The following is a 12,572-nucleotide window of genomic DNA, read 5'->3' on the forward strand; positions in this document are numbered from 1 at the left end:
CGAGAGGTCATGGGCATGGCAACCACCACTATCCGACGTCGTTGCGTGGTGGCGGGCTCGGCGATCGCCTTGCTTCTCGCCTGGGTGGTGGCGCCCTCCGGGGCGGCCGCGCACCCGGGAGCACACCCCGGGGGCGAGCAACACAACGACGGGTTGGGGGTCCGGGTCAACTCACCTCAGGACCTGGCCGGCTTCTTCCCCGCCGTCCAGTGGGGCGGCACCGCACCGGTTGACGATCAGACCGCCGACGTGGTCTACGCCGGCACCGGTTGCACGCCGGCGAGCTACTCGCCGGTCTTGGACAACATCCGGGGCAACATCGCTCTCGTCGACTCCAGGGTGAGCGCCACGAACTCCGCGGACGAGTGCCCGACCTACACCTTCCTCCAGAAGGTGCAGTCCGCCCAGCAGGCGGGCGCCATCGGGTTCGTCCAGATCCCTGGCGAGGGCGAGGATCCCACGAGCAACGCCACCGCGGTCTCCGCCGACATCCCTGCGCTCGAGGTTGATCGCACCGCCGAGGTACTCGCCGTGCGCGATGCGGTCATCGCGTGGACGCAGGGCACCGAGGGAGCGACGGCGGTCAACGTCACGTTCACGAAGCCAGCGCCGTTGGAAGCGATGGCGAACGTCCCGTGTGACAACGGCAAGGCTGGGCCGTTCGAGTGCGACGGCATCGACCTGCTGTCGTTCGTGCCGCAGGAGGAGTTCAACGGCGCGGGCATCAGCGACCTCTGGGGGTGGACCGATCCTGAGAGCGGTGACGAGTACGTCATCATCGGCAAGACCAACGGCGTCGGCTTCTTCCGGGTGACCGACCCGACCGCGCCCGTCTACCTCGGTGAGCTGCCGAACCCGGCGCTCCTCCACGCGACGTGGCACGACATCAAGGTGTACGCGGATCACGCGTTCATCGTGAGCGAGTCGGAGCCGCACGGCATGACGGTGTTCGACCTCACCCGGCTGCGCGATGTGATGGAGCCCCAGGAGTGGGACCCGGATGCCCACTACCGGCTCAACGACGCGGCGCACAACGTCGTGATCAACGAGGACACGGGCTACGCGTACATCGTCGGCGGCAACGAGGGGAGCGTCGTGCCCGACCAGTGCCTGTCGGGTCTGCACATGGTCGACGTCCGAGAGCCGAAGAACCCCACGTTCGCCGGTTGCTACATAGAAGAGGGCGGTCCCGGGACGGCCGCTCGGTCCGTTGGGGGACCGGTCGAGGAGAACTCACCGGCCGCGTACGTCCACGACGCGCAGTGCGTGATCTACAACGGTCCCGACGACCGCTACTTCGGCCGTGAGATCTGCTTCAACTCGGCGGAGAACAAGGTCGTCATCGTCGACGTGACCGACAAGCTGCTGCCGGTGACGTTGGGCGTGACCGACTACCCGATGGTCGGCTACACCCACCAGGGCTGGCTCACCGAGGACCACGCCTACCTGCTCGTCAACGACGAGCTCGACGAGGTGACCTACGAGGAGATCGAGAACACCCGGACGGTCGTGTTCGACGTGACCGACCTGGAGAACCCGAAGGTCCACTTCGAGCACTTCCACGAGACGACGTCGATCGACCACAACAACTACGTCCACAACGGGTTCGTGTACCAGTCGAACTACACGGCCGGACTGCGGGTGCTCGACACGTCCGGTGTGGCGGAGCAGACCCTGCGCGAGATCGGCTTCTTCGACACCTACCCGACGCACAACAATCCGACGTTCGACGGGACGTGGTCCAACTACCCGTTCTTCGGGTCCGGCACGATCGCGGTGAGCGGCATCGAAGAGGGCCTGTTCCTGCTGAGGCTCGCCGAGGACGTGCCCAAGGGCGGGCCCTCGTAGCCGGACCCAGCCGGTCGCGGCGGGCCGCCAGGACGAGACGGCCACGAGGACTGAAACAGGGGTAGCTCGTCGGGGCGCTTCGCTGCGTCGACCCACCCGGGGACGCTCAGCGTGACCGGACCGGCTGCCGCGTCGCCGTCCCTACTGCCAGGTGTCCGACCGGCGCGACGCGTCGCAGACTTGTTCGCATCGGCCAGCTCGCGCGCAGCCTGACCCGGCCGGTGCGATGCCAAGTCGCGCCAGTCGATACGGACGGCGTGTGTCGGAACACCCCCGCGACGCCGCTGCCACGTGCGAGTTCGGGATCCGAAACACGCCTCGGAGCAGGGCCTTCTCGGGAGCGGGTGAGGGGAATCGAACCCCCGTTCCGAGCTTGGGAAGCTCGTGTTCTACCATTGAACTACACCCGCGAGAGCGCTGAGGGTACCCGGGGCGCGCTCCAGACGGCAACAGTCGTTGCGTGGCGCCCCGTCGAAGGAAGGTCGCCGCGTGATCCTCTCGGACCGGACCCTGCGCGAGGCGCTCAGCACGGGGCGGATCGCGGTCGATCCGCTGTCCGACGACGCGATCCAGCCGTCCAGCGTGGACGTGCGACTCGACGACACGTTCCGCGTCTTCCACAACCACCGGTACCCGTTCATCGACGTCCGCGCCGACCAACCCGACCTGACCGAGGTGGTGAAGGTCCCCGGCGACGAGCCGTTCGTCCTGCATCCTGGCGAGTTCGTCCTCGGCGCGACGCTCGAGCAGGTCCGTCTCCCCGACGACCTGGTCGCCCGCCTGGAGGGCAAGTCGTCGCTTGGTCGCCTGGGACTGTTGATCCACTCCACCGCCGGGTTCGTCGATGCCGGCTTCGAGGGGTACCTCACCCTGGAGCTGTCGAATGTCGCCACCTTGCCGATCGCGATCTACCCGGGCATGAAGGTCGGGCAGTTGGCCTTCTTCCAACTCGACCGCCCCGCCGAGCACCCCTACGGCTCGCGCGAGGTCGGTTCCAAGTACCAGGGCCAGCGCGGTCCGACCGCCAGCCGGTTCCACCTCAACTTCCTCGACGGCGAGCGCTTTCCAGACGGCCTCTGAACACGGCCACGCACGACCCCGATGCTGCCCGGCACGCCCGTTCTCGACGCCCCGGATCCGCGCTCGGCACGCCCCCGCGCCCGCGCACCCTGCGCGCTACGCACGCGAACCCGTGTGCGCGCCCCGCGCACGTCGCGCTAAGTACTATTGACGCTACTGTGCGTAGGTCCGATGCTTCGCGGCCAGCGCTGCTCCGCAGCGAGTCAGGCGCCCGTCGCCACGAACCGGCGGGCGCGATGGACGGTACGGATGGGAGGCGGGGCGTGGGTGAGGCAACCGGCGGGTACCAGGCACGGCTGGGGCAGCGGCTCCGTTCGATCCGTCGCCAGCAGGCGCTGAGCCTGCAACAGGTCGAGCAGCGCAGCGGCGGACGCTGGAAGGCGGTTGTGGTCGGCGCCTACGAGCGAGGTGATCGCGCCATTTCGACAGCCAAGCTGGCGGAGCTCGCGGGCTTCTACGGGGTCCCACCTTCTGAACTGGTCGCTCAGCCACCGACACGCTCGGCTGCTGACCAGCCGTCTGGCCGCGGCCGGATGGTGATCGACCTCACCCGGCTCTCGGATGAGCGGCTCGGCGACGATTACGGGGCGATCTCACGCTACGCCTCGACCATCCAGCTGCGGCGCGGCGACTACAACGGCCGGGTGCTGACCATGCGTGACGGTGACGTGTGGTCCCTGGCCGCCATGATGGGAGTCTCCTCCGGGGAGCTGCTCCAAAGACTCACCGAGGACGGGGTGCTCCCTCCACGTGAGGATCCCGTCGGGGCCTGACGCACGGCTGATCGCCCGGCAGCATGCTGCATCGACCACCGTCCGTTTGGCGTAGTCTGGGAAGCGCGGCGCGGGGCCAGCGACTCAGGACGTGCACGCGCGTCATCGCGTCGACGGCCGTGCCGCGCTACCGGGAGCCAGCAGCGTGGACGCAGAGCACTACCAGATCGAACTCGGCAAGCGGCTACGCGCGATCCGTCAGCAGCAGGATCTCACGCTTCAGCAGGTCGAGGATCGCAGCGAGGGCAAGTGGAAGGCGGTGGTGGTCGGCGCCTACGAGCGCGGCGACCGGGCCATCTCCGCCGCCAAGCTCGCCAACCTCGCCGACTTCTACGGCGTGCCGGTGGCCGAACTGCTCCCCGAGGCGCCGACCGAGCAGGTCAGCGCCGGCGACGTTCCCCGCGGCCGTCGGGTCGTCCTCGACCTCACCCGGCTGTCGGACCAGGACGTCGACCCGTCACTGCGCCCCGTGACCCGGTACGCGACCACCATCCAGCTGCAACGCGGTGACTACAACGGTCGGGTGCTGACGCTCCGTGAAGACGACGTCCGGGCGCTGGCGGTCGCCTTGGGGCTGACCGCAGAAGGACTCATCGCACGCCTCGGTGAGCAGGACATCCTCGCCCGTACGTGAACCCACACCGGGTCCGCAGGAGCTTGCGTCGTGCAGCAGCGGATCGAGTCCTCCCCTGCCGGCCGCGTCGTGCTGTCGGCGTTCCTGGTGCTCGTCGTGGCTGCCGTGGTCGTCACCGGCGTCCCGGGGTCCGTCGTGCCCCAGGGCGAGCGCTGGGCCCGACCGGTCGTCGAGGTCACCGGCCTCGACCAGAACTGGGAGGTCTTCGCCCCTGATCCGCGTCGTGTGACCGTGGCCTTCGAGGCGCGGATCGAGTACGCCGATGGCACCACGACCGTGTGGCGACCACCCGACGACGGACCGGCGCTGGGCACCTACCGGCGCTACCGGTGGCGGAAGTGGGTCGAGAACGTCCGTGCCGACGCCTTCGCCGGGGTGCTGTGGGAGCCGACTGCCCGGTGGCTGATGCGGATGCACGACGCTCCGCAGCGCCCGGTGCGGCGGGTGACGCTGGTCCGACGGTGGGTCGCGATCACACGACCCGGCACCGCGAGCCCCGAGCCCTCGTGGAAGGAGGAGGGCTTCTACGTCATGGAGTCGAGCGAGGTGTGAGCGGTTGCCCGGGAGCCGCCGGAGCCGGGACGTGAGCGGTCGCCTGGGAGCCGCGTGGGGCACGTGGACACGGTTCTGGTTCGAACCGGTCTCCACCTCCACGCTCGCGCTGGTCCGTGTGGGGTTCGGCCTGGTCCTGACCGGGTGGACGCTGTCGCTGGCCGCGGACCTGCGCGCCTTCTTCGGGCCCGGCGGATCGCTCGCTGCGCCCCCGTCCGCACCGTGGCGTTGGGGGCTGCTCCACGTCGCCAACACCGATGCCGCGGTCGTCGCCCTGTGGACGCTCCTGCTCGTCTCGGCGGTGGCGCTCACGGGCGGGGCGGGCACACGGGTCGCCGCCGTCGTCGCGTGGGTCGCGGTCCTGTCGTTGCAGCGGCGCAATCCCTACGTCTTCAACTCCGGCGACGTGCTCGTCCGCCAACTCAGCTTCCTCCTCGCGTTGGCTCCGGCCGGGGCGGCACTGTCGGTCGATCGCTTCGTGCGACACCGCGACCGGTTCCTCGACCATCCCCGGCGGGCAGCCTGGCCTGTTCGCCTGATCCAGCTCAACCTCGCGTTCGGCTACGTCGTGTCGGTGTCGGCCAAGCTGAGCGGTGAGACGTGGACGGGCGGGACCGCCGTCGGGTACGTCTTGCGGATCGGCGACCTGCAGCGCTTCGCCGTCCCTGACCTGCTCCTCGACCAGCCCGTCGTGGTGACCCTGCTGACGTGGGGTGCGCTCGCGACGGAACTGGCGGTCGCGGTTCTGGTGTGGAACCGGCGGCTGCGCCCCGTGGTCCTGCTCCTCGGCGCGGTGATGCACGTCGCGATCGATCTGACGATCGAGGTCGGTTTCTTCAGCTACGCGGTGCTGGTGAGCTACCTCGCGTTCGTCCCGCCGGAGGCCGCCGACCGGGCCATCGCCTGGGTGTCCGACCGGTTCCGACGATCGGCCACGTCCGTCCGGGCGGCTACGGACTGTACTTGAGTTCATCCGCTGCGTGACATGTGGACTAGTCCGTGTTACACTCCGTATCAGGGAAGTGACGACGTGCGGTCCGCAACCTGGTCGCCTGGACCGACACCGAGCGAGTGGCGAACCCGACCCCGTGGCGGAGCCAGCCGGCACCGCCCAGCGACGGTCGTCAACTCGAGGTGCAAAGTGATCCCCACACCGAAGCGGTCGGTCACCGCCGGACGGCTCGCACTGGTCGCCTTCCTCGCCGTCGCTCTGGCGGCTTTCCTCCTGCAGCCAGCCGCGGCTGCTTCCAAGGACCGGGCGACGGGCCAGGACAAGGCGCAACGCGCGCAGGTGACGGAGGACAACGACGACGACGGTTTCCCCAACTGCCCGGATCCGCTCGGTGACGCTGACAACCGCCACCCGTCGGGGAAGGACAAGCACTGCGAGAGTGGCAGGTCCGGGAACCAGGGCGGCGCGGCGCACGATCCCGACGACGACGGGCGCGGTCCCGACCGCGGCACGGGCGGACGTGACCAGCCGGGCGGCACCGGCGGTGTGGACCTGCTCGACCAGGATGGCAACAACGGGTGCGGCAACGACGACGACTTCGAGGACGACAACGAAGGCTGGTGCGGTCGCAACCCGGCACGGCAGGATCAGCGGGCCAAGGACGAGCGCAAGCAGCCTGCGGTGAAGCAGCCGGCGAAGAAGCAGCCTGCCGTGAAGCAGCCGGCGAAGAAGCAGCCGGCGAAGAAGCGGCCTGCCGTGGAGCAGCCGGCGAAGAAGCGGCCTGCCGTGGAGCAGCCGGCGAAGAAGCAGCCGGCGAAGAAGCAGCTGCCCGCGGAGCAGGAGAGGCAGGAGCAGGTCACGCCGCCGACCCAGCAACCGCAACACGACGTCCAACCTCCACAGTCCCCGGTCGAGGACAAGGTGCAGGCCACGCAGCAATCTGCCGGCGCCGCACCGCAGACCGCCGTGCTCGGATTGCGGATCGAGGGCCCCGCCGGTCGGACCAACGTGGAGGCGGCTCTCCCTGGGGCCTCCGACGAGGTTCAGGTGCTCGGCGTGACGCTGCGGCGCGTCCCGGCTGCCGCGGACATCGGGCAGATCCAGGCCGCCGAGACCTCCGGGCACGTCCATGCCGCCGCGGCGCCGGGGGCTCTGGCTCGCACCGGCGCTGACGTCCCGTTCGTCCTGGTCCTCGGGTTGGTCCTCGTCCTGGTCGGGGCCGGCGCGGTCGGGTTCGCGCAGCGGTACTGACCAGCGGAGCCGCTAGCCGCTACGGGAGGTCCCGCCCCGGACCGCACACCGTTCGCACGTCGCCGGCTACCCGACGCCCGGACCCGACGACATCACCCCGTCCGGACCGCCCGGTGACGAGGCTGGTTCCTCGGCAGCCACGCGCGGGAGCAGACCACGCTGCAGGACCTCGGCCACGTCGAGCACCTGCACCCGACCGTCTTCCAGCGCGCGATCCTGGACCTTCTGGGCCACCGCGTCCTCCAGCATCGTCGTGCAGAACGGGCACGCGGTGGAGATGATGTCGGGTTCGGTGGCCAAGGCCTCCTCGATCCGCTCGATGTTGACCCGCTTGCCGATGCGCTCGTCCATCCACATGCGTGAACCACCGGCGCCGCAGCAGAAGCCGTTGGAGCGGCAGCGGGGCATCTCGACGGGGGTCAGGCCCGGGACGGCGTCGACGACGCGGCGGGGCGCCGAGTAGACCTCGTTGTGCCGCCCGAGGTAGCACGGGTCGTGGTAGGTGACGGTGAGGTCGAGGGCGTGGGCCGGCACAAGCACTCCGTCGTTGACCAGCTCCGCCAGCAGCTGGCTGTGGTGGACGACGTCGAAGTGGCCGTCGAGATCGGGGTACTCGTTGCGCAGGGTGTTGAAGCAGTGCGGGCACCAGGCGACGATCCGTCGCGTCCCGATCGAGTTCAGCGTCTCGACGTTCTGCTGGGCCACCATCTGGAACAGGTACTCCATGCCCATCCGCCGGGCGGGATCGCCGGTGCAGGTCTCGGCTGAACCCAGGACCGCATAGCGGACCCCGGCCCGGTTGAGCAGCTCGGCGATGGCACGTGTGATCCGCTTGGCGCGGTCGTCGACGGCGCCGGCGCATCCGACCCAGAACACGTACTGCACGTCGTCGGGCAGAGGCGTGCCCGGGGTGGCGCGGACAGGTTGCGGATCCAGGCCGTCGAACCATTCCTCACGCTGCTGCGCTCCGATGCCCCACGGGTTGCCGGAGTTCTCGACGTTGCGCAGCATCGCCGCGGCTTCTTGCGGGAACGACGACTCCATCATGGTCTTGTACCGGCGCATCTCCATGATCATGTCGACGTGCTGGATGTCGACCGGGCACTCCTCGACGCAGGCGCCGCAGGTGGTGCACGTCCACAGCACGTCGAAATCGATCACCGCATCGGGCTGACCGGGCGTGTCGCCGACCAGCTGCTGTCCGAGCACATCGGCGGCTTCGGCCTCGGTCTGCTTGCCCAGCAGGTAGGGGCCCTTGGCGTACAGGTGGTCGCGCAGGTCCATCACCAGCAGCTTGGGGTTGAGCGGCTTGCCGGTGTTCCACGCCGGACACTGCGACTGGCAGCGGCCGCACTCGGTGCAGGTGTACAGGTCCAGCAGGTACGGCCAGCGCAGATCCTCGACCTTGCCGACGCCGAGGACGGTGTCCTCGGTCATCGTGTCGACGTCGATGGGCAGGTTGGGCAGCCCCCCGAGGGCCTTGGGCTGCCGCGACACCAGCTCTTTGGGGAAGATCGTCAGCACGTGCAGGTGCTTGGAGTTCAGCGTGAACACCAGGAACCACCCCACGATGCCCAGGTGGAAGACCGCCATCAGGCCGGCGGTCCACTCCAGGGCCAGCGGCGACATGCCGTCGAGGAAGCCGGCGGCCAAGCGCGACAGGAACGCCGACTCGAAGTGCTGGTTGGCCTCCCCTCCGATCGCCCAGCGCGAGGCGTGGATCAACAGCAAGGTGTAGGTCACGCCGAACTCGCCCATCAGCACCCAGTAGCCCTGGTCGAGGTTGGAGCCGGCGAAGCGCGACCGGCGTCCCAGGCGGCGCGGGTGCTGGGCGAAGCGGATGGCGAGGAAGCCGGCGATGGCCACGAGCGCCAGGGCGATGAACAGGTCCTGCATGAAGACGATCACGTCCAGGCCGGTCAGCCCCGAGCCCGGGACCCCCAGCCGCCCCGCCAGCGGGATCTTGAACTCCGGATCGAAGATCTCCCCGAAGATCTCGATGATGGTGGCCTGCACGATCAGGAAGCTCCAGAACACCCATGCGTGCAGTACCCCGGGCAGCGACCAGCGCAGCAGCTTCTCCTGACCGAGCACCTTGGAGAACTGGTAGCGGATGTTGCCCCGGATCGCCGCCCACGTGGCTCGGTCCGGGTCCGGCTGCGCGTTGCGCAGCAACCCGTACAGGAACAGGATCCGCCGCCCCGCGACCGCGGCGGTGATCGCGACCACCGCGATGCCGCCCACGATCCGGACGACGTTCAGCAGCTGATGCGGGTCCACGCGGGGCGGCCTCTCGCTCGCGGGAGGCCGCAGTGTAGGAGCGCCAGCTGAACGGCTACATCGGTGGTGGCGGCGCCAGGCGCGACGTCGGTGTGCGCACCTGTTCCCGCCCGTGGGATCAGCTGGGGGTAGGGCGTCAGGCGCTACGTCGGTGTGCGCACCTGTTCCCGCCCGTGGGAGCAACCCTGGACGTCAAACCAGACCCGGTGAACCGGTGACCTCACGTGAGGCGTTTGCCGGGGCGGGCGTACCGCTTGCGGCGGAAGACGTCGGTGCGGGGAGAGGCCACGCGGTCGAGGATCAGCAGACCGTCGAGGTGGTCGACTTCGTGCTGCACGGCGCGGGCTTCGAACCCTTCGGTCTCGAGCGCCCGCACGTCGCCGTCGGGGGTCGTGCCGCGCACGACGACCCCGGTCGCACGGCGCACGTCGCACGTGTAGTGCGGGACGGACAGGCACCCCTCGCGGCGCACGTCGGACCCTTCGGCGTGCAGCAGTTCCGGGTCGAACAGGACGATCAGCCCGTGGTTGGGATGCGGACGGCGCATCACCGAGATGTCGAGTGCGAAGGCACGCACGGGCACCGCGATCTGGGGGGCTGCGACCCCCACGCATCCGGGCGACCCGCGCATCGTGTCGACGAGGTCGACCGCCAGCTGCCGTTCGGCGGGACCGATCTCGCCGACCGGCTCGGCCGTTGTCTTGAGGATGCGCGACGGGTAGCTGATGACCGCCCGGACCGTCACCGGACGTCGCCCCGCCGTTGGCGCACCTAGTACGTCTCCGTCTCGAGCGGGCGCAGGGTGTGATCAACCCCGACCTGGTCGTCGACCTCCCGGAGAGCCGCCTCGACCTCGACGTCGTCGAGCTCGTCCGGCACCGATATCTCGAGCGCCATCGCGTACACCGGCTTGTCCTCGGGGGGGAGCATGCGGGTGGAGAGGTCGGTGATGTTGATGCCCAGGTCGGCCAGCGTGCGGGCCACCGCTGCCAGGATCCCCGGCTTGTCGGTGCCGTACACCGACAGGATGTGGGTGGCGTCGGCGCTGTCGCGTCCTTCCTCGACCGGCGTGACGGTGAGCTCCAGGTCCAGCGGGGCGACGGCCTGGTCCAACGCCGCGCGCAGGTCCTCGGCTGTGTCGTCGGTCGCCACCAGCAGCATGATGGCGAACTGACCGCCCAGGATCGTCATGGCGGAGTCCTCGACGTTCCCGCCGCGGTCGCGGAGCACCTCGGCGACCGCGGCCACGATGCCGGGGCGGTCGGCTCCGATCGCGGTGAGGGCGAGTTGTGGCACGGCTGGCTCCTATCGCCCCGCGCCAGCAGGCTAGACCGGCTCGGTGGCGTGTTGCTGCAGGCTGCAGCCACGCCCACCCTGGCACGCGCCCGAGCGCGACGCCCGCACGCCCGGTTGGGACGAAGGTCGTTCCGGCCAGGGTCGGTCACGCGACGACGCTGGCAGGCTGGCGCGCTGAAGCGTTGGGAGGAATCATGTTCGACAAGTGGCTGGGTACGAGCTGGACCGAACTTGGACTCGTCGTCGTTTCCACGGTCGGCATCTTCCTCGCGGTCGTTGTCTACACCCGGTTGGCGGGGTTGCGCAGCTTCTCGAAGATGTCCACCTTCGACTTCGCCATCACCGTCGCCTTCGGATCGATGATGGGCAGCGTGGCCGCGTCGCCCGCAGTCACACTGCCAAACGGCGTGGTGGCGCTGGGCGTGCTCTACGGCATGCAGGCCTTGATCGCGGTGGGGCGGCGGCGCCTCACCATCAGCAAGGCCGTCGACAACGAGCCGATCCTGCTCATGGCCGGCGACCGCATAATCGAGCGCAACCTCCGCCGAGGGAAGGTCACCGAAGCCGACATCCGCGGAAAGCTCCGCGAGGCCAACTGCCTCGACTACGGCGATGTTCGCGCCGTCGTCCTGGAGACCACGGGCGACGTCAGCGTGCTCCACGGCAGCGGCGACCTCGACCTCGACATCCTCCGCGGCGTCATCGGCCACGAGGAACTGGTGGAGTAGCCGAACGACGGGGTGGCGCGCCGGAGCTCCGCCAGCGCCAGCGCCGTTCCGCGAGCGCCTCCAGGAAGCGCGCAACGGTGTCGCGTCGATCAGTTGCCGCGTTTGAGTCCGCACGTCGCGGGCCGATCGCTGGGGGAGGAAGATGAGCCGTCGCCGTCGCCGTCGCCGTGGCCGTCGCCGTCGCCGTGGACGTTGCCGTTGCGCGCTGCGCTGGCCGGACCGCGGGGGAGACCACGGGGGAGACCGCGGGGGAGACCGCGGGGGAGACCGCGGGGGAGACCACGGGGGAGACCACGGGGGAGGCCACGGGGGAGACCGCGGGGGAGGCCACGGGGGAGACCACGGGGGGTCCCGGTCGGCACTGGTCGCCGCGTTGGTGGCTGCCGCCGTCGCTGCCGGGCTCACCGCAGCCTGCGGCGGTGACCAGCCCGGGCAGACACCAGCGACCGCAACGGCGTCGGTGCCGGTGCCCTCACTGCACCCGTCGGTGGACGGCTACCCCGACACCGCCGTGTCCCTGGCCGGTCCGGGCAGCCGCCGCGTCGCGGTGGCGGTCAAGGTCGCCAACACCCCGGCGCGGCGAGCACACGGCCTGATGGAGGTCGCGTCTCTGCCCCCCGCCGTCGGCATGTTGTTCACGTTCCCCGACGACACCGCCGGCGGGTTCTGGATGAAGAACACGCTGGTCCCGCTCGACATCGCCTACGCGGACGCCGGTGGCGACATCCACACGATCCTGCAGATGGAGCCGTGTCCCGCCGGCCACGACTGCCCGCTGTACCCGCCGTCGCAGCCGTACCGCTACGCGCTGGAGGTCGCCGCCGGCTGGTTCGACGCGGCGGGGGTCAGCGACGAGTGGCGCTTGGAGCTCCCCGACGACCTGCCACCGTCGAGCTGAGGTCGTCGAGCCCGCCGGACCCGGAAAGCCCATCGTCGAGCCCGTCCGACCCGGAAAGCCCATCGCCGAGCCCGCCCGACCCGGAAAGCCCATCGCCGAGCCCGCCCGACCCGGAAAGCCCATCGCCGAGCCGCCGGACCCGGAAAGCCCATCGTCGAGCCCGTCCGACCCGGAAAGCCCATCGTCGAGCCCGTCCGACCCGGAAAGCCCATCGCCGAGCCCGCCCGACCCGGAAAGCCCATCGTCGAGCCGCCGGACCCGGAAAGCCCATCGTCGAGCC

12 protein-coding genes and 1 tRNA gene are annotated in these 12,572 nt (G+C 69.9%); 9 read left to right on the forward strand and 4 right to left on the reverse strand.

Annotated elements, in window-relative coordinates; translation table 11 throughout:
• The first annotated feature begins 15 nt into the window (after positions 1-15).
• The gene (locus tag KY462_06195; protein MBW3577319.1) at positions 16-1,848 is read left to right on the forward strand and encodes a choice-of-anchor B family protein; all 1,833 of its coding nucleotides are present in this window, start codon (positions 16-18) and stop codon (positions 1,846-1,848) included.
• Positions 1,849-2,187: 339 nt separating this feature from the next.
• Here the strand turns inward: KY462_06195 and KY462_06200 are convergent.
• Positions 2,188-2,258 (reverse strand) — tRNA-Gly (locus KY462_06200).
• A gap of 79 nt (positions 2,259-2,337) precedes the next feature.
• Between KY462_06200 and dcd the strand changes: the two genes are divergently transcribed.
• The 6 genes from dcd (at position 2,338) to KY462_06230 (ending at position 7,090) form a co-directional block, all read left to right on the forward strand.
• Positions 2,338-2,928: a dCTP deaminase gene (dcd, locus tag KY462_06205; protein ID MBW3577320.1), complete on the forward strand. Its 591-nt coding sequence runs from the start codon at positions 2,338-2,340 to the stop codon at positions 2,926-2,928.
• A gap of 236 nt (positions 2,929-3,164) precedes the next feature.
• The gene (locus KY462_06210; GenBank protein ID MBW3577321.1) at positions 3,165-3,701 is read left to right on the forward strand and encodes a transcriptional regulator; all 537 of its coding nucleotides are present in this window, start codon (positions 3,165-3,167) and stop codon (positions 3,699-3,701) included.
• 166 nt (positions 3,702-3,867) lie between these two features.
• A complete protein-coding gene (locus KY462_06215) occupies positions 3,868-4,335 on the forward strand; it encodes a transcriptional regulator (GenBank protein MBW3577322.1) in 468 nt (155 codons plus the stop codon).
• Positions 4,336-4,365: 30 nt separating this feature from the next.
• On the forward strand, positions 4,366-4,887 hold the full coding sequence (locus tag KY462_06220) for a hypothetical protein (GenBank protein ID MBW3577323.1): 522 nt from the start codon (positions 4,366-4,368) through the stop codon (positions 4,885-4,887).
• Between the two features lie 31 nt (positions 4,888-4,918).
• On the forward strand, positions 4,919-5,854 hold the full coding sequence (locus tag KY462_06225; GenBank protein ID MBW3577324.1) for an HTTM domain-containing protein: 936 nt from the start codon (positions 4,919-4,921) through the stop codon (positions 5,852-5,854).
• A 174-nt stretch (positions 5,855-6,028) separates the two neighbouring features.
• Entirely contained in the window at positions 6,029-7,090 is a 1,062-nt protein-coding gene (locus KY462_06230; protein ID MBW3577325.1) for a hypothetical protein, read from the forward strand.
• Positions 7,091-7,156: 66 nt separating this feature from the next.
• Here the strand turns inward: KY462_06230 and KY462_06235 are convergent, their stop codons facing one another.
• From KY462_06235 to KY462_06245, 3 genes are all read right to left on the reverse strand, one after another.
• Positions 7,157-9,355, reverse strand: coding sequence for a (Fe-S)-binding protein (locus tag KY462_06235; GenBank protein MBW3577326.1), 2,199 nt, complete (start codon positions 9,353-9,355; stop codon positions 7,157-7,159).
• Between the two features lie 235 nt (positions 9,356-9,590).
• Entirely contained in the window at positions 9,591-10,115 is a 525-nt protein-coding gene (def, locus tag KY462_06240; GenBank protein ID MBW3577327.1) for a peptide deformylase, read from the reverse strand.
• Between the two features lie 26 nt (positions 10,116-10,141).
• Positions 10,142-10,666: an ACT domain-containing protein gene (locus KY462_06245; protein ID MBW3577328.1), complete on the reverse strand. Its 525-nt coding sequence runs from the start codon at positions 10,664-10,666 to the stop codon at positions 10,142-10,144.
• Positions 10,667-10,860: 194 nt separating this feature from the next.
• On the opposite strand from KY462_06245, the gene KY462_06250 reads away from it, so the two are divergent.
• A complete protein-coding gene (locus tag KY462_06250) occupies positions 10,861-11,394 on the forward strand; it encodes a DUF421 domain-containing protein (GenBank protein ID MBW3577329.1) in 534 nt (177 codons plus the stop codon).
• Positions 11,395-11,770: 376 nt separating this feature from the next.
• Entirely contained in the window at positions 11,771-12,292 is a 522-nt protein-coding gene (locus tag KY462_06255) for a DUF192 domain-containing protein (GenBank protein ID MBW3577330.1), read from the forward strand.
• The last annotated feature ends 280 nt before the right edge of the window (positions 12,293-12,572 follow it).

It is taken from the genome of Actinomycetota bacterium, assembly GCA_019347675.1.
Taxonomy (GTDB): domain Bacteria; phylum Actinomycetota; class Nitriliruptoria; order Nitriliruptorales; family JAHWKO01; genus JAHWKW01.